The following is a 20952-nucleotide window of genomic DNA, read 5'->3' on the forward strand; positions in this document are numbered from 1 at the left end:
CGACATAATGAGATACAATCTCTGCAAGCCGCCGGCAGGGTGTTGAGCAAAGACCGGCGGGAATAACTGATGAGGGCTATATCGTGCTTGAAGCTTATCGTAAACATGTAGAAGAACGCGCCGCTGAAGGCGTGCCACCAAAGCCACTTGATGCTGATCAAACTGCATCACTAGTTGAGCTTCTAAAAAACCCACCTGCTGGCGAAGAAGAGTTCCTCGTTGACTTGCTGAGCAATCGTGTTCCAGCCGGTGTTGACCAAGCTGCTTATGTTAAAGCAGGCTTCTTAGCGGCGATCGCTAAGGGTGAAGCAACCTCCCCTCTGATCAGTAAAGTAAAAGCTGTTGAATTGTTGGGTACTATGTTGGGTGGTTATAACATCCAGCCGTTGATTGCTGCACTAGATGATAATGAACTAGCAGAAACAGCTGTTCATGCTTTATCTCACACTCTGCTTATGTTTGATGCGTTTTATGACGTTAAAGAAAAAGCAGATGCAGGCAATGAACACGCTAAAAAAATTATGCAATCTTGGGCTGATGCTGAATGGTTTACCTCTAAGCCAGCAGTACCTGAAAAAATCACTGTAACGGTATTTAAAGTACCGGGTGAAACCAATACGGATGATTTATCACCCGCACCTGACGCATTTACTCGCCCAGACATTCCATTGCACGCCAATGCAATGCTTAAAATGTCTCGTGAAGGCATTGAGCCTGAGGTCGATGGCGTTAAAGGCCCTATCGCGCAAATCGAAGCCGTTAAAGCTAAAGGCTTCCCTGTTGCTTACGTAGGTGACGTTGTGGGTACGGGCTCTTCTCGTAAGTCTGCAACCAACTCTGTGTTGTGGTTCTTTGGGGATGATATCCCACACGTACCTAACAAGCGTGCTGGCGGTTTCTGTTTCGGTAGTAAAATTGCTCCTATCTTCTATAACACAATGGAAGATGCAGGCGCATTGCCAATCGAAATGGACGTAGACAAAATGAAAATGGGCGACGTTATCGACGTTTACCCATATGAAGGCAAAGCCGTTAATCACGAAACGGGTGAAGAGCTTTGTACTTTCAGCCTTAAGACTCAAGTCTTGCTAGACGAAGTTCGTGCTGGCGGCCGTATTCCATTGATCATCGGCCGTGGTTTGACTACGCGTGCTCGTGAAGCACTAGGCTTACCTGTTTCTGACCTTTTCCGTACTCCGGATCAGCCAGCAGACACAGGTAAAGGTTATACCCTAGCTCAAAAAATGGTAGGCAAAGCCTGCGGTATCGAGGGTGTTCGCCCAGGTACGTACTGCGAACCAAAAATGACGACTGTCGGCTCTCAGGATACAACGGGACCAATGACCCGTGATGAGCTAAAAGACCTTGCTTGCCTTGGCTTCTCTGCAGATTTAACCATGCAGTCTTTCTGCCACACCTCGGCGTATCCTAAGCCTGTTGACGTGCAAACTCACCACACTCTTCCTGATTTCATCATGAACCGTGGCGGTGTATCTTTGCGTCCAGGAGACGGTGTCATCCACTCGTGGTTAAACCGTATGCTACTTCCAGATACAGTAGGTACAGGCGGTGACTCTCATACGCGTTTCCCTATCGGTATCTCTTTCCCAGCGGGTTCAGGCCTTGTTGCCTTTGCTGCTGCGACAGGCGTTATGCCATTGGATATGCCTGAATCAGTATTGGTTCGTTTTAAAGGCAAACGCAACCCAGGTATCACGCTACGTGACCTTGTACACGCTATTCCATACTACGCTATCCAAGAAGGTCTCTTAACTGTTGAAAAAGCAGGTAAGAAAAACATCTTCTCTGGTCGCGTTCTTGAGATCGAAGGCCTTGACGACCTGACCGTTGAGCAAGCGTTTGAGTTATCTGATGCTTCTGCTGAGCGTTCTGCTGCAGGCTGTACCATCACGTTAGGTGAAGACTCAGTTGCTGAATACTTACGTTCTAACATTGTGATGCTGAAGTGGATGATCGCTGAAGGTTACGGTGATGTTCGTACTATTGAACGTCGTATTGAAGGAATGGAAGAGTGGCTAGCTAACCCTAGTTTGATGCGTGCTGATGCAGACGCAGAATACGAAGCCGTTATCGAGATCGACCTTGCAGATATCAAAGAGCCTATTCTGTGTGCGCCTAACGACCCAGATGACGCGCGTTTGCTATCAACTGTCCAAGGCGAAAAGATCGATGAAGTGTTCGTTGGTTCTTGTATGACTAACATCGGTCACTTCCGTGCCGCTGGTAAGTTGTTGGATGCTGCAGGTACCTCTATCCCGACTCGTATGTGGATTGCTCCACCAACGAAGATGGATGCGGCTCAGCTTTCTGATGAAGGCTACTACAACATCTTTGGCAAAGCCGGTGCGCGCATTGAAACACCAGGGTGTTCATTGTGCATGGGTAACCAAGCGCGTGTAGCTGACAAATCGACTGTAGTTTCTACATCGACTCGTAACTTCCCTAACCGTCTAGGTAACGGCGCGAATGTATACCTAGCTTCAGCTGAGCTTGCTTCTGTTGCAGCCGTAACAGGTAAGCTACCGACCGTTGCTGAATACATGGAATACGCTAACCGCATCGATAGCATGGCTGGTGATATCTATCGCTACCTAAACTTCGATAAGATGGATGCGTACACGTCAAAAGCTTCTACTGTCATCAAAACAGTTGAGGCCTAAGCGCAACTACCGAATGCTCTAAGCATTCTTATAAAGCCCGTCATTAGACGGGCTTTTTTGTTTTAGAACAAATTTTATTACAATAGTGTTTTTAGACTACGTACTGGAAAGATAACCATGCAAAAGCCCGATACTGATACCCCAATTACCGCGACTAACGAAACCAATCAGACTAAAAATGGCTTTTTAGCGCTTGTATCGAAAATGGCATTTGATGAGCAATTACCCATCAGGTTCATGTTTAAGACAGTGCCCGAGCACCTAAACGATACCGGATGGCGCATGTATACAGGTTACGAATCACAAGAATACGTCGAGAATGAACTGGCTAACTTAGTCCCCATTCCATTAGACAAAATGACCGCCATGGACAGTTCTTTAAAAGAACTGGTCACTTACAATGCAGGTACTGTATGGGAGCGTGCACCCGATAGTGAAAATGGGTGGGAGCGAGTTTACGATTTTAAGATCCCTTCACCTGCCGTTGATGTTGATATTACCAACGATGTAGATCGCTTTAACCAGCCCGAAGTTCTGTAATTTTTTATTTACTAGCGCTTGAAAGCACAAAATTACGCCTTATATAAAAGTTAACCGGGGCTCATAAGAGGCCGGTTATTTAGCCGGATCGCAAGGTCGGCATTCTTTTAAAACATATTGCTTAAATTTGAGGATATGAAAATGCGTAATTTTGATTTAACACCTTTATACCGTTCTGCTATTGGTTTTGATCGCCTAGCCAACATGATTGATACCGCTAATCGTAACGAGCAACAGCCAGCATTTCCGCCATATAATATTGAGCTATTAGGCGAGAATGAATATCGGATTACGATGGCTATTGCAGGCTTTTCAAAAGAAGAGCTGGACATCCAATCAGAGTCTGGCAGCCTAACTATTAAGGGCGCTAAGGCCGCTGACGAAGCAGAGCGCACTTACCTCTACCAAGGTATTGCGGGTCGAAATTTTGAACGTCGTTTCCAACTAGCTGATCACGTCAAAGTGGTTAAGGCAAGTGTTGAGAACGGCCTGCTGCATGTCGATCTAGTAAGGGAAGTCCCTGAAGCTATGAAAGCTCGCCAAATTCCTATCGAAAGCTAAGATCTGGCACTAGATACCAAACAGCGCACCGCACAATCAAAAAAGGAGATTTTCACATCTCCTTTTTTAGTGTCCGCTATTTCTTACCTGTCACAATTCTTACAAAAACTCTGCGTAAACTGCTTATCATAAAACCACTTTTCGCAGGTATGTAATGACTTCTTTTACGCCCTCAACATTTTATCTCTCCCTTCGAGCAGACTTCGAAAATTTTTTATCTCAACAAGCAACAGCATTTCCTGCCGACGAAACGTTAAAAATCGATCTACATTGCCATGATAAAAACAGTGACATACCCGATGAGCTTTGGGGAAGATTACTTAGACTCCCGGAGACTTGGTTAAAGACAAATGATCTGGTGAAATCACTCAACCGGAGTAAAGTTGATGTCATCACCATCACCAATCACAATAACGCCCGTTCCTGCTGGGAACTAGAAGAGCAAGGCATTGATAACCTGACCGGTGCCGAATTTACTTGTCACTTCCCTAATAACGAATTAAGTATTCACGTTCTCACGTATGGATTCACACGCGAGCAAGAGGCACAACTAAATGAGCTTCGTCATAACATCATTGAATTTGCTCGTTATTGTCATCGCAACGAGTTAGTCACGGTTCTTCCTCACCCACTGTATTTTTACACCCATAAGAATAAACCTGATATTGAGTTGCTGGAGTTATTTGCCGTACTTTTTACACGCTTTGAAGTGCTTAACGGACAACGTGGCTACTGGCAAAACCAGTTAACACGTCAATGGGTATTGAGCTTGGATCAAGATACCGTCGAAGCCTATGCTAAGAAGCACGATTTAAACCCCTTTGATTTCAACGAAGCCCCTTTTCACAAAAGTATGACCGGTGGATCAGACGACCATAACGGTATTTTTGCTGGGCGAACAGGCACCTTGGTTCACATACCTAATCTACAAGAAAAGTTAAAAACACAGTCCAAATCTTCATTGATTTTACAAGGGCTACGTGAAGGGCGCACCGCCCCTTATGGCGAAGTCGGGGAAGAAGAGAAGCTAACCGTCACATTCCTCGATTATTTTGCGCAAGTCGCTATTAATATGGAAGATCCTGGACTGATAAGGCTTATGCTTCACAAAGGTGACTTAAAGGATAAGCTTTTATGTCTAGGCATCAGCAATGCCATGCAGGAGCTGAAGCGACACAAATACACACTCACGTTCCTTAAAACATTCCATGAAGCGTTATCAGGCACTAAGCCTGCTTTACTCACCGAACTTGGCGTTAGCAAGCCATTCAAACCCGTTATCAAATCAGTCAAAAAAATTGCTAAAACCCAGCGCAAAGACCCCGACCAATTTTTAAACGTGATCCGTCAGGCGGTTCCCGAAATTTTCCACACGGTTACCAGCTTGTTCTTTTCGCGACTAAACGAGCACCTGCAGTCAGAACTGAATCACCAGCCCATACAAATGAACGATGATTGGGTTAAACGCTTTGAAGTCCCTACACATATCCGTGCTTTAATTAACGGTAGCCGAAACAGCTTAGGAGAAAGGTCTACACCCGATGACATGACATCACTTAATGTTGGCAAGCTCATGGACCAGATCACATTTCCTGCGCTTGCCTGTGGCGTTTTAGTCGGTGCTTCATTCACGGCCAGCCAAGTTATCTATAACAATCGTACCTTTCTTAACGATCTTGCTGATAACTTAGGTACGGCTCAACATCCCGAGCGCGTTCTGTGGTTAACCGACTCATTTTGCGATCGTAACGGCGTCTCATCCGCTCTGCAAACCACGTTAAAAGCCATTCAGAAAAACGACTACCCTATTGATATCTTAACGTGCCATCCTGAGCTAAAAAGTGAAGATCACCTCATCGTAATGGAGCCTGTAAGCCAATTTAAAATTCGCCGGTTTGATAATCAAGCATTTCATATCCCTGACATTTTGACGTTGCAGCGCATCTTTGAGCAAGGCGGCTACGACAGAATTATCTGCTCGACTGAGTTCTTTATGGGAGCATTTGCGTTATTTTTAAGTAAGGCATTTAGTGTCCCTGCTTACTTTTACATGCACACAGACTGGATGGAATTTATTAATCGAACAACACAATTAAACACTCATGAATCCGATCGTATTAGACGCATGTTAAGGGCTTACTACCAACAGTTTGATGGCATTTTCACACTCAACAACGATCATAGAGATTGGCTCATCAGCCCAGATATGGGACTGGAAGCACACAAAGTATTTTTAACTGCTCACTGGGTGGAACCAACTCACCAACCTGATAAAAAGAAGAAATCGGCTAACAAGCAGCCAACATCCAGCTTTTCTACTTGCCCTATACTCTTGTACGCAGGGCGCATTAGCGAGGAAAAAGGGGTTTTTGATCTTCCAGAAATAATGGAACGAATCACCAAACACATACCCGATGTAAAGCTAATTATTGCGGGTACAGGGCCAGCTGAAGAGCAACTCAAGATGCTCCTACCCAATGCATCATTCACGGGTTGGATTGATAAAAAAACACTCTATATGCACTACCAACATGCCGACTTATTACTGCTTCCCTCTCGGTTCGATACCTTTGGCTGTGTTGTTCTAGAAGCCATGAGCAATGGTTTACCAGTCATCGCGTTTGACGAAAAAGGCCCTAAAGAAATAATCCTTGATAATGAAACTGGGTATCTTGTAGATGACCCAGAGCAAATGGCGAATAAGGCCATCAAATACTTGGGTAATCCCAAAAAACAAAATGCTTTTAGAAACAACGCGATTGAACGGGCCAATGAATTTTCGGCAGAACCCATCATTGAGAAATTACTGGGCGATGTAGGTATTCATACCCAGTAAGATAGCTAATTCGATCAGCTCAATGGTGGCACCGGCGGTATCGCCTGTCGTGCCCTGCAATCGGTTTAGCATGACTCGTCGGCACATCCATAACACCGCTGCGCTTATCACTAGCGCGAGCGGAGATAGCCAAAGAGCTCCTATAACCGCACATACCAAAGGCCACAGTATGGTCGACGGCGTTATATGTTCAATCCAAGAGCTGGCTATACCGCCGGCTCTGACATAAGGCGTTGTCACTAACAAACACATGACAGCGACCCGAGCCAGCAAGGGGGCGACTAAAAGCGCTACACACAAGTGCGAGCATTTGCCAGATTCCATTAAATTAGCCAAGGCCGCAAACTTCATCAAGCACACTAAAATCAGAACAACAGCCCCAGTTACGCCAACACAAGGGTCTTTCATGATCCTGAGCGTCTTTTCTCGATCGCCTAGCCCTCCCATCCAGCCATCAGCAGCATCAGCTAAACCATCTAGATGCAGGGCTCCTGTTAGCGCAACCCATACAAACAGGGTCACGGCTGCCGGCAAAACGACAGCGTGTGCAGAAAAGGCCCAGGTTGATATAGCGTGCGCTAACACCAGCAAACAACCTAGAACTAAGCCAACAGCTGGGTAATACAGTAATGCTCTTCTTTGTAGTTCAAGAGTCCACTCTAACCTCACCGGAACAGGCAGTAATGTTAAAAACTGAGTGGCAGCCAGAAACGCATTAACGTGTGCTAATAAATATGGTTTCATTGTATGTACCCTACGAGATTCTGGGAGCTTACCCAATTAGCCGGTGCAAACTGGCATGCTTAACCTCCACCGCGAACATCTCACTAGCAGGCTTATCGTGGAGTATGCAGTGGATTGCTTTAATGACTCCACCATGCGTAATCAAGAGAACACGGCGGTCAGCTGTTGCTTGCATCGATTGCAACCCTCGACCTACTCGCTTAAAAAAATGACTAAGCGTTTCCCCGTTGGGCGGCGTAAAAACAAGCGGGTTTTGCCAAAACTGTTCTAATTGTCCAGGCCATAATGCCATGATTTTTTTAGCCGTCAGGCCATCCCAGTCCCCGAAATTAAACTCTTGGAAGTTCGGATTTATTGCTACAGGACATGATAAACCAGCCCATTCCTGAGCAAAGTCAGCACAGCGACGCAAAGGCGAAGTGATGACACAGTCATAATCCTTTGCCGAAAGCCCATGCAGAGCTTCTTCCATTTGGGAAACACCGAAGGGTGTCAGCAATGCATCCGTCACGCCTAAATAACAATGACCTGCGGTGGTTTCACCATGGCGCAAAGCCTCTACAACCATTGAATTAATACTCACTTTGCTCTGACACAGCCGCTTCTTCAAATGTTGCCATATCATTGTGCCATGCGCAGGCTAACCGGATGAGCGGTATACAAGCCGCTGCACCACTACCTTCACCTAGTCTCATTCCTAAATCCAGTAAAGGTACTTGGTTGGGAAAGGCCTTAATCAGTAGCTGATAACCAGGCTCTGCCGATTGATGCGAGAAAATAAACCAATCAAGAACGCTAGGATTAATGCGATACGCAACTAAAGCCGCCACTGTACAAATAAAGCCATCCACAATAACGGGTATCCCTAGTTGAGCACAGCGTATATAGCCTCCTACCAAAGCTGCTATCTCGAAGCCTCCTAAGGATTTTAGAACCTGCAATGCATCGCGACCCGATAGGTTGTGACGCTTAAGCGCTAGGTCGATAACAGATGCTTTATGCTTAACACCATCTGCATTCAAACCGGTTCCAGGGCCAACTAAATCAGATACGTTGCAACCAAGTAACACCGTCGCTATTGCTGTTGCCGCACTCGTGTTTGCTATTCCCATCTCACCACCGATAAAGAGGCCTTCAGGCAAACAAGCACTTTCGGTAGCTTCTACACCGACAAGCATTGCGCTGTTTAGTTGGTCACTACTCATAGCTGGTGACTGCGCAAAATTCGCAGTTTGCGGCGCAATAATGCGGTTTTTTACGACAGCTCCGCAGTCAACAGGGGCAACCGTACCTAGATTCCATACGTGTAAATTAGCTGAATTTTGTTTTGCTGCAACACAGATCGCCGCCCCGCCCCTAGCAAAGTTTTTAATCATTTCGGCAGTAACCGCTTGCGGAAAAGCTGATACACCCTCGGCAGCAATTCCATGGTCAGCAGCAAAAATATTGATAGAGATATTGTTGGCAGAGGGTCGTTGAGTCGCTTGCATCGCTGCTAATCGGATGGCTAATAATTCAAACGCACCTAAGGAACCCGCTGGTTTTGTTAATACTGCTTGTCGCTTTTGGGCAAGCTGAAGATGTTGCTGACTTAACGACTTACTGGCTTGTGTTAGCCAGCTCAATGTAGTGGACACCATATTATCCTAATATATAGTTGATGTTACTGTTTAACGGGCATAGGAATGCCTGCCACCATCAGGGTCACCTTGTCGGCTTTAGTGGCTACCGCCTGATGCAGCCAACCTGATTCATCACAAAACTGACGTGTTAGGCTTCCCATCGGCACAACCCCCATTCCTGTTTCATTAGACACAACAAAAACATCTGTTTGAGTCTCATCTAATGCGGACAATAACCGAGCTTTGTAAGCTGACACATCTCTCTCATCGCATAATAGGTTCGTCACCCACAAGGTCAAACAATCTATTAAAATACAATGATTTGAATAGGACTTATCAGAAATAACCTTATCTATATCAAACGGCTCTTCCCTTGTTGTCCAGTGCTCAGGTCGGGAGCGCTGATGATGTAATATCCGATCCTGCATCTCACTATCATGCGCTTTCGCAGTGGCCAAATAGACAACAGGTTTTTTGCTCTGCTGAGCTAGCATTTCAGCGTAGCTAGTTTTGCCAGATCTAGCGCCGCCCAGAATAAAATGAATCATGCACTGACCTGCTTTGCATGCATAATCGCCATCAAGCTCGGCACGTCTAAATGGGCTTCTAAACTATCAGCCAAACGGTCCAAATCTTGAAATTTACGTGTTTCATAATCAACTGATTGCACGGTTTTCAGCCCCGCCCATTTTAGAAAGTGTGTAACAAACTCAGATGAGTCGAACAAACCGTGTAGGTATGTACCCACAATTTGACCGTCTTCTGAGGTAGCCCCTTCGGGCTGAAAAGAATCGCCCTGCGTCGCTTTTAAAGATAAAAACGGACGCTGCATAGACAAGCCATGAGTCTCTCCACAATGGATTTCGTATCCTGTGATACGTACATCATCACTAAATAAACGTCCGGTTCTTTGCGTTAACTGCTTTTGATCTAATAATTCAGTTTCTACATCCAACAAAGCCAACCCTTGCGAGGTTCCTGGCTCACTTTCTATTCCTTTTGGATCATGAATAAACTTACCTAACATTTGATAGCCACCACAAATCCCAACCAATTTACCGCCGTAACGTAGGTGTTTTAATAAATACAGATCCCAGCCCTGTTTTTTGAGCCAAGCAAGGTCGCTTCTTACGGACTTTGAACCCGGTAAAATAACTAGGTCAGCTGAAGGTGGTGTTTGATCAGGCGCGACATAAATCAGCTCAACATCGGGATGTAAGCGCAACGGATCAAAGTCGGTGTGATTACTTATATGTGGTAGCACAGGCACTAAAATTCGCAGGCTCCCTTTTACATCCTGATCAATAGAAACAGCGTCTTCCGCCTCAAGATGAAAGCCATGCAGATATGGCAGCACACCCAAAACCGGCTTTTGGGTTCTTTTCTCTAACCAATCTAAACCCGGTTGCAGCAACCCTATATCACCGCGAAACCGATTAATAACAAAACCAGCCACGCGCGCCTGTTCTGATTCTGATAAGAGCGCCAATGTCCCAACTAAATGTGCAAACACACCGCCTTTATCAATATCAGCAATTATAATAACGGGGCAGTCTACCGTTTCAGCAAACCCCATATTAGCAATGTCATTGGCTCGCAGATTAATCTCAGCTGGCGAGCCTGCACCTTCAACAATGACATAATCATAGTGCTGCTCTAGGCGCCTATGCGACTCAAGAACAGCCGCCATAGCGACTTGTTTATAGTCATGATACGCAGCGGCTTCCATATTAGTAATCGCTTTTCCGTGGATAATCACCTGAGCGCCAGTATCACTATTAGGCTTGAGTAATACCGGGTTCATATCGGTGTGTGGTGCCAAACCACAAGCTTGAGCCTGTACGGCTTGGGCACGACCTATTTCGCCCCCATCTTCAGTAACTGCACTGTTTAAAGCCATGTTCTGCGGTTTAAATGGCACTACTGATTTATCCATTCGCCACAGTACACGACACAACCCAGCCACCAATGTGCTTTTACCTGCATCTGAGGTTGTGCCCTGAACCATAAGCGTTTGGCGTGTTGGACTTTGGTTTTTAAATAACTGTCTCATGATTGTACTATCTATATTCTGGCAGTCATGTCATGCAAAGCGGCTTCAAGGCGATGCGCTGCTGCTTGGTTGGGCGGCAGACCAATCCTGATCGCCGGAATGTGTTCAAATAATCGAGTCAAAATACCTTGCTGGGCTAACAAGCGATAAATCTGTTCAGCTGAAGCGGTAGGTACGTAGCAAAAAAGCGGTGTTCTTGCGTGTGGTAAATGCATGCGTTCCAGTAGATCTGATAACAGAATGCTTTGGGAATTTAAATGCGCTCGCATTTCTTGCTGCCATATCTCGTCAGACAAACACGATTGCCCTGCCCAAAGCGCCGGTCCAGACACTGCCCACAAACCACGCTCACCTTGTAAACGGTTCAGATACGCTGGATTTGCCACCACAAACCCCAAACGTATACCCGCCAAACCAAAGAACTTTCCGATAGACCTTAAAACAATTAGCCCCTCTGGCATCTCAGGCTGTATACACGTTAGTGAGGCATGGTGAGGCTCTGCATCCATGAATGCCTCATCAACAATCACTATGCCTGAGCGCTTCTGTAGTGTTTGGCGCCAGCGCTCTATCCGGTCACGAACAATCATTTCTGTCGTTGGATTATTAGGCCGAACGACCACAATTAGATCCCAAACATCGAGTTTAGATTCCAACTCATCAAGGCTCACAGGCCAAACATCATGCCCATACCGGCACCATTGCTCTGTATGCTCAGCATAACTAGGAGATAAAACAGCGACCTTTAAAGCAGATTGAGCGTTTGAAAAAAGCCGCGGAATAATTTCAATCGCTTGTTGGCTCCCAGCAACGGGCAAAATATGCTCAGTGTTATAATAGCGTTTAGCAGCAACTAACAAGGAATAATCATCATAAGGTAAGTTTCGCCAAACCGATGTAGGTGCGTCAGGCAGTGGGTATGTGTAAGGGTTAATTCCCGTCGACAAATCTAGCCAGTCGCACAACGCAATATCAAATTCTTGGCTAGCACGCCTGATATCTCCGCCATGGAATACACTATCTAGCATTTCAACAGCCCTAATAAAGCAGATGAAAAAGGTACCCCGTTGAGGAGTAAACCTAGCAAATCAACCATCACTATAAAGACAACCCATAACCCCGTTGTTTTTGTTACCAATTGAATAGCACGCTTTATATCCGCCGCATTGGGCGACGCGCCCTCACCTAAAAATGGTTTATCAACCCAATGACCGTGATAACAGGTCGGCCCACCCAACTGTACGCCTAATGCTCCAGCGCCAGCACTCATGACAGGCCCGCCATTGGGGCTGGCATGGAGATGGGCTTGTTGCATCCAACAACGCCATGCACGAGAAGGCTGCGGAGCAAGTAACATGTAGCTTAATGCGGTTAATCGTGCTGGTATGTAATTGAGTGCATCATCAAGGCGAGCTGCACACCAGCCAAATGTTTGAAAACGATCCGTTTTATACCCCCACATGGCATCGAGCGTATTTACTAATCGGTAAACTATAGCGCCGGGGGCTCCGGCTAAGACCGCCCAAAATAAAGCACCAAAAATCGCATCACTACCATTTTCTAAAGCGGATTCGGTTGCCGACACTTCGATGTTCATTGTAGCAGGATCCCGGCTGACGACTCTCGAAGTGAGGCGGCGGGCCAACTCTCTATCACCTGAACTCAGTGCATCCGCGATCGGTAAAATATGCTCTTTAAGACTTTTCTGACCAATCGCACCGTAAACAACAACGGCATTAATAACCAATATGCAAATGTCATTTAATAATGAGGCTTGAGCCCTTAACGAGTCTATTAATAGCCAAATCCCCCATGGAAAGGGTATGACCATTACACACACTGCTACAATTCCGCTGTAACGGTTTAGGCCTGTATTTTCTTGATTATTAAGTCGCTTTTCCAAGCGCGATGCTAAACGCCCAAACCCAACCAAAGGGTGAAAACGTTTAGGCTCACCCAGTAGCGTATCGAGACAAACACCTAACGCAATGGCAACTCCTATCATCGCTTAAATAGAGCAACGCAGGCCGCGGGGGATGACGGAAAATAAAAATGAATGTAACTGGCTAATACATTACCTTGTCTAAAAACAGATTCGGCCGTTCGGCGATAATTAGGGCACTCACCCAAGGCAACAGGCGATAATGCAGTGGTAAAGTTTGAGTGGTGATAAGTATGCCCGCGAAAGAGGCCTTCAGGTAGCAAAACCGATTGCAAAGCTAAACTGACCAAACGCGTCTGCATAACCGCTTCGCCTGGAATAATACCCAACATATCAAACCGCTGACCGGCTTTATTTGTTAAGGAATTAGCTAGGTACAACATGCCACCGCATTCAGCAATGACCGGTTTATTGGTAGACACGAAATAATGAATGGATGCTTTCATTGAGGCGTTATTGCTCAATTGCTCTGCATACAACTCTGGATAACCGCCGGGCAAGTAAAGAGCATCCGCTTCAGGAACAACAGCATCTTCCAAAGGCGAAAAATATACCAGTTGCGCCCCAAGCTGTTTTAACAAACGCATATTGTCAGCGTAAACAAAACAAAACGCGCTGTCGCGAGCAACCGCTATAACGGTGTCTTTGAGAGGGTAGCCGGTATCTAGGTTATTGTGGTCGGTATAATGAAAGTGAGTGAGCGGAGGTAAGATAGCTGCCGACGTTTTTGACAAATGATCTGCCGCTTTTGTCAGCCGCTCGTCTAAATCACTAACCTCTTGACTCAGATGAAGCCCTAAGTGACGTGATGGCAAACCGATTGATTCATCACGCGGAATCGCACCGTACCAACGTTCGTCATCATTGATCGCCGTTTTAAGTATTTCACCATGGCGCTCACTACCCACCCGATTGGCTAACACACCGGCAAAGGGAAGCGATGGTCGATACGTTTGTATGCCATGAGCAAGTGCGGCAAAAGTTTGCGCCATTGCTGATGCATCAATAACCGCTAAAACGGGTATACCAAAACGTTCTGCCAAATCGGCGCTTGACGGGTCACCATCAAATAACCCCATAACTCCTTCAATGAGTATGATGTCAGCTTCCTTAGCCGCCTCCGCTAGTAAAGCTTTGCTTCGCTCCTCACCCACCAGCCATAAATCTAGGTTATAAACGGGGTGTCCACTGGCATGCGCTAATATTGTCGGATCAATAAAGTCTGGGCCTGTTTTAAAGACCCTTACTTCCCTGCCCGCATTTCGGTGCAACCGCGCTAGTGCTGCCGTTACGGTTGTTTTACCTTGGCCAGAAGCTGGAGCACTGATAAACAATGCATGACACTGAACTACCGCCATCAGAGTTCAACCCCTTTTTGGGCTTTAATACCCGCTTGATAAGCATGTTTAATTACTTGCATCTCTGTCACGGTATCTGCCACATCAATAAGCGCCTGCGGCGCTCCCCTTCCTGTAATCACAACATGTTGATAGCGAGGCCTGCTTTGTACAGCCGTAATCACATCATCCAATGCGACATACTTGTACTTTAAAGCAATATTTAACTCATCTAGGACAACTAACGAAATTGCATCATTTTCTAACAGCGTTTTTGCTTGCGCCCAAGCGGCTGAAGCGGCTTCTATATCACGTGTTTTATCTTGCGTTTCCCACGTAAAGCCTTCGCCCATGACGTAATATTCAACTTCATCAAAGCGGCGAAAGAACGCTTCCTCTCCTGTGCTGTAAGAGCCTTTTATAAACTGTACGACTCCCACCTGCATTCCATGACCCAATGCACGTGCCACCATACCAAAGCCAGAACTACTTTTACCCTTACCGTTTCCAGTCAAGACTAGGCAGACGCCTTTATCGTGGTCAGCACGGGCAATGGATTCATCAATGACCGCTTTTTTGCGCTGCATACGGGCTTTATAACGCGCCTCTTTGTCATCAATCGCATCGGCATTATTAGGCTTGTTTTCATTCATGAGAGAATCCAAAACGGCTGCCTAAACGACGCAACTCAAAGCTAATGACATGCACACAAGCTGCCATACCAATGTAAAAAGCTAAGCTTTCCAATCGACGTGGCGTGTAAGCAACCATGCGCTCTACAAACTCAGCAATAGTAGGATTCGCGAACTGTCCAGAAAATAAATAATAGCTGCCACTCGAAATTAATTGCGCCAATACCAGGCCACATACCATTGCCATCGTTAGACGCAAGATACCAACCGCATTTAATGTCATTTTTTGTGCAAACCAACGGCCAGCCAACCACAGAGACGCATATGCTGGAATCAAGGCAATGTAAGAAGGAGTGATGCAGTCGGCGATTGATGCACCTGCAGCTAATGAAGATAGATCCAGCAACACCGCCGCTGCCATGTAAAAGGTGAATGACCAATGCGACCTCAGGTATACCCCCGCAATAAAGAATACAGCCCACGATGCGCTAGGTAGCGCATCTACACTTGCAAAATGCTGCCCACGAGTCACCGCCATCAATACCAGCAACGCCAAGCCAATCATTAATTGAGGCAATGAAATTTTATCGAATGAGAGTCGATCTCTGATAACCATAACAATAGCTCCTGCAGTTATTTAGGCTGATAAGCGACAGTCAATAAGAACTGACGATCTGGCTGGTTGTAGCCTGAAACAGTTTCGTACTCTTTATCAAATACGTTACTCACCTTGGCACGCACACTAAGACTCTTTGATACCGCATAACCAAGACGTAAATCTGTGGTTGCAAAGCCTCCTAGACGCACTGTGTTCGATGCATTATTAAAACGACGATTTTCTGCATGCAAATCAGCACCTAATGAGAATGAGCCAAACTGCCGATCCACACTTACGTTTGCGATACGTGATGGACGACGCTGTAAATCATTACCTTTGTTATCGCCAGACTGGTTTTCAGTGTCGAGGAAAGTCAAATTACCTGTTAGAACCCAATCGGCTAGGGTATAGCCGGCTGTAAGCTCAACACCACGAATGCGGGCTTTCTCAGTATTTTCTGGCGAATAAACCCAACCACCTTGGTCCACCCAAGTAATTAAGTTTTTATAGCGAGTCTCGTAGATAGCAGCACTTAACGTAAGGGCATCAAACTCAGCCTGTAAGCCTACCTCTAGATTTTTAGATTTTTCAGGGGATAAATCAGGGTTACCGTAAGAGTAATCGCCAGCGTAGTACAGATCGTTGAAAGAAGGAGCGCTAAAGGCAGTACCATAACTTACATAGGTACGTAAAACATCATTCCACTGATACCCCCAAGCAACACTGCCTGTATTATGGTTACCAAAAGACTCATTACGATCATGACGAAGGCTAAACTGGAAATCATTTTGACCCGACATTAACAAATATTGCGCAAAAAGGCCTCGATTAAAGCGTGAGTCTTTATCATAAGCTGTTGTAGTACGCACTTGATCACGCTGAATATCCCCTCCTAACGTTAGAACGTTTTCACCCAATTGGATATTGTTCTGGACAGTCAAGGTGTCACGAGTGGTTTTAAATTGGCTGTCAAACGCACTGCCAGCGTAATCTTTATTATCGTCAGTTGAACGGCCTAAAGTTGCTTGCAGATCCCAATAATCGGTCAATTGCACACCTGCGTTAACACCTACTACGCGCGTAATGATCTCCGTCGTATCGGCGGAATAACCATCATATTGGTTTTCAGAATCCGTTAGTGTGTAAAAAGCGCCTAACTCCACATTCTCAGTCGCCTGAAAACCAGCTCTTAACTCTACGCCATTGGTTTTATAGCCGTCATCATCAGGCGCGGCGCCATTGGACGTAGCATCAAACCCATTGGTTATTTCACGGGATAAATTGGCATTAAACCAAGCGTTATCGTCACCGCCGCTCAGGTTGATCGTTCCTGCACGCGTGCTGTCACTCCCTACAGAAGCCGATAAACCAACGGTTAGCTCTCCCTCACCACGACGTGTGAAGATCTGAATCACACCGCCCGCCGCATCTGAACCGTAGAGCGAAGAACGTGGTCCACGAACAATCTCTATACGCTCGACTTGGGCTAAATTGACTTCTTCAAATGAAAAAGAGCCTAAAGTTGCAGAGCCAACACGAACACCATCAACCAAAACTAATAATTGGTCTGAAGCTGCACCGCGAACAAACACACTAGAGCTTTTACCACGGCCACCGCTATTGGTAACAGATATGCCTGCCTGCTTTACCAATAACTCTTTAATAGTTAGCGCTTGTGATTGTTCAATGTCATCGCGCGTAATAACAGACACAGACGCCAACGCTTGATCAGCAGTTTGTGCATATCGAGAAGCGGTTACTTGCACCGTTTCTAAGGACGTTGTTTGAGCGGAAGCCAGTGTAGAAGAACAGCAAGCAAGGGCTAATAAAGAACGATTAAAGCTTTTCATGTGAAAGGTGTTTTCCTGTGCTCGCCCGCCGCGAGCTTGTCTAATATTCGGGTGAGGCAGACAAAAGGAAATGGGAACAACAGCATAAGTGACGACAGCGGATCTATCGTAACGTTAAATGACTGTCGTAACGATAGCCCTCCGCTATGCCGACGTATGTATTTTAGGCCGGTCTCCGGACTTTTAGGCTGAGGGCTTGCCTCGGTTTTTTACGCCTTCCCATGTCAAACACACAGTGGCCTTTGTAAAAAACAAACCTAATTACCGTTGCGGGGGCAGTGTAGGCATTGTCACTCAAGCGAGAGACGCACCAACTTCCCGTTTAAAACGCAATAAATCCATTGCGTTACCTAAAACAGAATCAATTTTAGAGACACACACGCTATGGGTCAATTGAAGTTAGCAAAACCGTGATTAAAGTTTTATGCCATATGACTCACTCGTTTTAGCTATACCACTTTTTCAAACAGACGTTTAACGTGGGTGCACATAAAAACACAGGGAATGTTTTATTAAGAGGTTAATATGGAATTTACAATTGGGTGCTTAAGCGACCCTAAAGACTACGCCAACATGGAAACGGCCATTGCCAACTACACACACGCAGATGACAGCTTTATGGTTACAAAAAACCTATCTTGTCGTCACCCAGGCGTTGTCATAGCCAAAACCAAAGATCAGCTCAAGTACTTCCAAGCAGAGGTATTAAACCTAACCACAGCAACACCTTTCATACCACGCTTTTTGGCCATAAAACCAGAATTGTTGGCTTCGATCACTCAAGAGCACCTAACAACCTTTAGCGATATTTTACCCTGCGACTCGTTCAAGGAGCTATGCCAGAAAATAGTTTGCCGCTTGCAACGCACTCACGCCGTTAAGCAATGCATTAACCAATCGAAATATAGCTACTTTGTCCATGGTATTAGCGACGCTTGGCAAAAAACATTATTTGAGCTAACTGAAGCCGCACTGTTCTCATCCAGCCCTATACTCATTACCGGGGCTAACGGTACGGGTAAAGAATTGGCCGCTCAATGGATCAACGACGTATCGCTTCAGGTTCCGCCGCCGTCTTCATCAAGCACTTCTACCTCAGCTAAAACACTCACAACAGTAGATTGCACCGGTTTATCGAAGGAACTAATGGGTTCCGAACTCTTTGGCCATGCAAAAGGGGCGTTCACTGGGGCTCATTATAACCGTGAAGGAGCCTTAGATCTTGCTAACAATGGCACCCTATTTCTAGATGAAATTGGTGAGATGGATACCCCTTTGCAAGCCGGATTATTGAGGGTCCTGCAAGAAGGCACCTACAAACCAGTGGGCAGCAACACGTGGAAACGGTCTAACTTTCGTTTAATTTCAGCAACGAACAGGAACCTATTTGAACAACAAAAAACCGGTCAATTTAGACAAGACTTATACTACCGACTGTCTGGCTGGGAATGTAAGTTACCTTCTCTTCAAGAGAGGCTAGCAGACATCGTACCCTTGGCTCGTCTTTTTATAGAAAATGCTACAAAGAAAAAAATCACTTTAGATAGCTGTGTAGAGTCATTCTTATTAACCCGAGAGTACCCAGGGAACATTCGGGAGTTAAAACACCTGTGCGAGCGTATCGCCAATCGCTTTGTAGGAGGTGAACGCATCACCTTAGCTGATATCCCCTGCTCGGATCTAAAAGATTTCTTTAACCCAGAACACAACCAATTATTGCAACTTGATAACCTAGTCGAAATGGCTGTTTTTTCAGGGATCAATTTAAAAGCACTACAGCAGCGGGTCAACGATACGGCGAAGGCCGTGGCTATAAAGCATTATGACGGCAATTTAAAAGCCGCCGCCAAAATACTCGGTGTGCATGAGCGTACCTTACAATTACATAAGGCACGCTCAAAGTCTGATATGGCGAGTAATAATGCATGCTAAGCCGATTGCTTATAAATCGCGGCAGACGGGTTATCGCTCATACGTGGATCGTTATCCAGTATATCAATGCCTGTTACCGCTCTGTACGAATGCATATACCCTTGAATCGACTCTCGCCAATAGGTCGCCCAGCTACCCGCCACACTGCTTTGCTTCACTTGGCTCCAATTGACATTACGGATTGAAACCATCAATTGCTCACCAAAATTCGCTAGGTTAACAAAATGCTGCATACTATGGTTTGGCCAACCTTGTATACGCTTCATGTGCTCTACTCTGTCCATCCAGCCCTCTGATTGAGGCACCATCAAGCGACCATTTAAAAACTCTCTCATTTCAGGACGCGCCATAATCCATTGCATCATCAGCATTTCTTTTCGTGCAACCGTAGGCAAATCACCAAATTGATTATGCGCGCCTTCTGCTAACTTAATATGCACGTCATAAATAGCATTCATGACCGGGAATGGATCAGCACGCACGGTGACATCATCGGTTTGGCGGTGGAACTCTGATGCTATGTGTAGCAACTTATGAAACTCACCCAGAAAACCAACTCGACTATCTGCGGGCCGAAGCTTAGGCACAGCGGTTCCTTGTAGCTGGATGCCATAGTGGTGATCGTATTCATAAGCACGCCTTACCAAACTAAGACGCTTACCTTCATTTTGAATAAAGCCCCAAATAAGGTTATTGAGCGGACGCAATGGGTCGATCTCCAAATGCGCTAATGGATCTGGCCCTTGTTTTACACTACTTCTATTTTGAAAGCGTAATGCAATTCGATTAAAGGCCTGCATAAGAAGGCTTTCTTCGATCCAGTAAGACCAAATTAACTCAATAGGACAAAATGCCAGCGGCTTGAGATGCTGACGGCCTATTTGCAACCGAGAGCCTGAGCATTCATCTTGCCGCGACTCAACCTGCCAATCAGGCAATTTACTTTCAACAATATGTTGTAAATAATCGCCATGCTTTGGTGCTTCATGATCGAATATTCGCTCGTACATGAACTTTTCGGTAATGCTATCTAATAACTCATAAGAATTTACACCGTAGTTGTTAAACAACTGGCTGTGTTCATCTATCGTCGTTTGATGTGCGCCATTAATAGCACAGCTTGAATTGGCAAGCTCCTTATCGACATAGGCCAAAAAGTTAGCAAAACCAATATTAACGGTGACGTTTTGAATACTAGCCCACATAGCTTCATGCTCATCCGTCATAAAATCATGCGAGGTAATGGCAACAGTTGGAATACTCTCCTGTTTATTATAGTGGGCCTCTGTGTCAGCCGTGGCTTGTGTATGCTCATCTAATTCATACATAATTACGGGGCTGTTTACATCATCCAGCCCAACTAGCCGCTGTGTAACGCGAACAGGCACACCCTCTCGCAAAAAATCAATTTTCAGCTGCCCATCCCCAGCGGCTTGCAATGCATCAAACGCAATCAGAAAGTGTCCTTTCTCATCACTTACATCGGATTGCGGCACTTGCGGTTTAGCCGCGTTAACTATATGAGAAACGACCTGTACCTGGCTAACAGGCTGTCCATTTCTATCTACGATACAGCCTTTACATAAAGGCGCTTTACTACTTTTTCCTGTAGGTGACATAGTTA

At 45.7% G+C, this 20952-nt stretch carries 17 protein-coding genes and 1 riboswitch; of the genes, 5 read left to right on the forward strand and 12 right to left on the reverse strand.

Annotated features, from left to right (window positions below; genetic code table 11):
* Positions 1–83: 83 nt before the first annotated feature.
* The 4 genes from acnB (at position 84) to BS617_RS07530 (ending at position 6618) form a co-directional block, all read left to right on the forward strand.
* A complete protein-coding gene (gene acnB, locus BS617_RS07515; protein ID WP_075172222.1) occupies positions 84–2681 on the forward strand; it encodes a bifunctional aconitate hydratase 2/2-methylisocitrate dehydratase in 2598 nt (865 codons plus the stop codon).
* A 117-nt stretch (positions 2682–2798) separates the two neighbouring features.
* Positions 2799–3221, forward strand: coding sequence for an immunity protein Imm33 domain-containing protein (locus BS617_RS07520; RefSeq protein WP_075172223.1), 423 nt, complete (start codon positions 2799–2801; stop codon positions 3219–3221).
* Positions 3222–3362: 141 nt separating this feature from the next.
* Positions 3363–3782, forward strand: coding sequence for an Hsp20 family protein (locus BS617_RS07525; RefSeq protein WP_075172224.1), 420 nt, complete (start codon positions 3363–3365; stop codon positions 3780–3782).
* 154 nt (positions 3783–3936) lie between these two features.
* Positions 3937–6618, forward strand: a complete 2682-nt coding sequence (locus BS617_RS07530; protein ID WP_075172225.1) for a glycosyltransferase — start codon at positions 3937–3939, stop codon at positions 6616–6618.
* Here BS617_RS07530 and cobS read toward each other — a convergent pair.
* The 11 genes from cobS to BS617_RS07585 are packed head-to-tail and all read right to left on the reverse strand — an operon-like array spanning position 6586 to position 17396.
* Positions 6586–7362 carry an adenosylcobinamide-GDP ribazoletransferase gene (cobS, locus tag BS617_RS07535; RefSeq protein WP_075172226.1) on the reverse strand — a complete coding sequence of 259 codons (777 nt, stop codon included), beginning with the start codon at positions 7360–7362 and terminating at the stop codon, positions 6586–6588. The genes BS617_RS07530 and cobS overlap by 33 nt on opposite strands.
* A gap of 28 nt (positions 7363–7390) precedes the next feature.
* Positions 7391–7945 carry a histidine phosphatase family protein gene (locus BS617_RS07540; protein ID WP_170870332.1) on the reverse strand — a complete coding sequence of 185 codons (555 nt, stop codon included), beginning with the start codon at positions 7943–7945 and terminating at the stop codon, positions 7391–7393.
* The gene (gene cobT, locus BS617_RS07545; RefSeq protein ID WP_139303141.1) at positions 7935–9002 is read right to left on the reverse strand and encodes a nicotinate-nucleotide--dimethylbenzimidazole phosphoribosyltransferase; all 1068 of its coding nucleotides are present in this window, start codon (positions 9000–9002) and stop codon (positions 7935–7937) included. The genes BS617_RS07540 and cobT overlap by 11 nt, the downstream gene beginning before the upstream one ends.
* Positions 9003–9025: 23 nt before the next feature.
* On the reverse strand, positions 9026–9532 hold the full coding sequence (cobU, locus tag BS617_RS07550; RefSeq protein ID WP_075172228.1) for a bifunctional adenosylcobinamide kinase/adenosylcobinamide-phosphate guanylyltransferase: 507 nt from the start codon (positions 9530–9532) through the stop codon (positions 9026–9028).
* Positions 9529–11037: a cobyric acid synthase gene (locus BS617_RS07555; RefSeq protein ID WP_075172229.1), complete on the reverse strand. Its 1509-nt coding sequence runs from the start codon at positions 11035–11037 to the stop codon at positions 9529–9531. Before BS617_RS07555 ends, cobU begins: the two co-directional genes overlap by 4 nt.
* An 11-nt stretch (positions 11038–11048) precedes the next feature.
* Positions 11049–12065 (reverse strand): threonine-phosphate decarboxylase CobD, encoded by a 1017-nt coding sequence (gene cobD / locus BS617_RS07560; RefSeq protein WP_075172230.1) that lies wholly within the window; start codon positions 12063–12065, stop codon positions 11049–11051.
* Positions 12059–13042, reverse strand: coding sequence for an adenosylcobinamide-phosphate synthase CbiB (gene cbiB, locus BS617_RS07565; protein ID WP_075172231.1), 984 nt, complete (start codon positions 13040–13042; stop codon positions 12059–12061). The genes cobD and cbiB overlap by 7 nt, the downstream gene beginning before the upstream one ends.
* A complete protein-coding gene (locus BS617_RS07570) occupies positions 13039–14337 on the reverse strand; it encodes a cobyrinic acid a,c-diamide synthase CobB (protein WP_075172232.1) in 1299 nt (432 codons plus the stop codon). The genes cbiB and BS617_RS07570 overlap by 4 nt, the downstream gene beginning before the upstream one ends.
* A complete protein-coding gene (gene cobO / locus BS617_RS07575) occupies positions 14337–14969 on the reverse strand; it encodes a cob(I)yrinic acid a,c-diamide adenosyltransferase (RefSeq protein ID WP_075172233.1) in 633 nt (210 codons plus the stop codon). The genes BS617_RS07570 and cobO overlap by 1 nt, the downstream gene beginning before the upstream one ends.
* The gene (locus tag BS617_RS07580; protein WP_075172234.1) at positions 14962–15564 is read right to left on the reverse strand and encodes a hypothetical protein; all 603 of its coding nucleotides are present in this window, start codon (positions 15562–15564) and stop codon (positions 14962–14964) included. Before BS617_RS07580 ends, cobO begins: the two co-directional genes overlap by 8 nt.
* 17 nt (positions 15565–15581) lie before the next feature.
* Positions 15582–17396, reverse strand: coding sequence for a TonB-dependent receptor domain-containing protein (locus tag BS617_RS07585; protein WP_075172235.1), 1815 nt, complete (start codon positions 17394–17396; stop codon positions 15582–15584).
* 149 nt (positions 17397–17545) lie between these two features.
* Positions 17546–17765, reverse strand: a riboswitch (cobalamin riboswitch).
* A 156-nt stretch (positions 17766–17921) separates the two neighbouring features.
* Between BS617_RS07585 and BS617_RS07590 the strand changes: the two genes are divergently transcribed.
* Positions 17922–19328, forward strand: a complete 1407-nt coding sequence (locus BS617_RS07590; RefSeq protein ID WP_075172236.1) for a sigma 54-interacting transcriptional regulator — start codon at positions 17922–17924, stop codon at positions 19326–19328.
* Here the strand turns inward: BS617_RS07590 and BS617_RS07595 are convergent.
* The gene (locus tag BS617_RS07595; RefSeq protein ID WP_075172237.1) at positions 19325–20947 is read right to left on the reverse strand and encodes a hypothetical protein; all 1623 of its coding nucleotides are present in this window, start codon (positions 20945–20947) and stop codon (positions 19325–19327) included. The two genes, BS617_RS07590 and BS617_RS07595, sit on opposite strands and share 4 nt — an antisense overlap.
* Between the last annotated feature and the right edge of the window lie 5 nt (positions 20948–20952).

The sequence above is a fragment of the Neptunomonas phycophila genome (genome assembly GCF_001922575.1).
GTDB classification, from domain to species: Bacteria; Pseudomonadota; Gammaproteobacteria; order Pseudomonadales; family Balneatricaceae; genus Neptunomonas; species Neptunomonas phycophila.

Bases quoted from the DNA above. Each gene is read 5' to 3' on its own strand.
- BS617_RS07520 (WP_075172223.1), top strand. From the start codon at position 2,799: ATGCAAAAGCCCGATACTGATACCCCAATTACCGCGACTAACGAAACC.
- BS617_RS07525 (WP_075172224.1), top strand. From the start codon at position 3,363: ATGCGTAATTTTGATTTAACACCTTTATACCGTTCTGCTATTGGTTTT.
- BS617_RS07530 (WP_075172225.1), top strand. From the start codon at position 3,937: ATGACTTCTTTTACGCCCTCAACATTTTATCTCTCCCTTCGAGCAGAC.
- cobS (WP_075172226.1), bottom strand. From the start codon at position 7,362: ATGAAACCATATTTATTAGCACACGTTAATGCGTTTCTGGCTGCCACT.
- cobT (WP_139303141.1), bottom strand. From the start codon at position 9,002: ATGGTGTCCACTACATTGAGCTGGCTAACACAAGCCAGTAAGTCGTTA.
- cobU (WP_075172228.1), bottom strand. From the start codon at position 9,532: ATGATTCATTTTATTCTGGGCGGCGCTAGATCTGGCAAAACTAGCTAC.
- BS617_RS07555 (WP_075172229.1), bottom strand. From the start codon at position 11,037: ATGAGACAGTTATTTAAAAACCAAAGTCCAACACGCCAAACGCTTATG.
- cobD (WP_075172230.1), bottom strand. From the start codon at position 12,065: ATGCTAGATAGTGTATTCCATGGCGGAGATATCAGGCGTGCTAGCCAA.
- cbiB (WP_075172231.1), bottom strand. From the start codon at position 13,042: ATGATAGGAGTTGCCATTGCGTTAGGTGTTTGTCTCGATACGCTACTG.
- BS617_RS07570 (WP_075172232.1), bottom strand. From the start codon at position 14,337: ATGGCGGTAGTTCAGTGTCATGCATTGTTTATCAGTGCTCCAGCTTCT.
- cobO (WP_075172233.1), bottom strand. From the start codon at position 14,969: ATGAATGAAAACAAGCCTAATAATGCCGATGCGATTGATGACAAAGAG.
- BS617_RS07580 (WP_075172234.1), bottom strand. From the start codon at position 15,564: ATGGTTATCAGAGATCGACTCTCATTCGATAAAATTTCATTGCCTCAA.
- BS617_RS07585 (WP_075172235.1), bottom strand. From the start codon at position 17,396: ATGAAAAGCTTTAATCGTTCTTTATTAGCCCTTGCTTGCTGTTCTTCT.
- BS617_RS07590 (WP_075172236.1), top strand. From the start codon at position 17,922: ATGGAATTTACAATTGGGTGCTTAAGCGACCCTAAAGACTACGCCAAC.
- BS617_RS07595 (WP_075172237.1), bottom strand. From the start codon at position 20,947: ATGTCACCTACAGGAAAAAGTAGTAAAGCGCCTTTATGTAAAGGCTGT.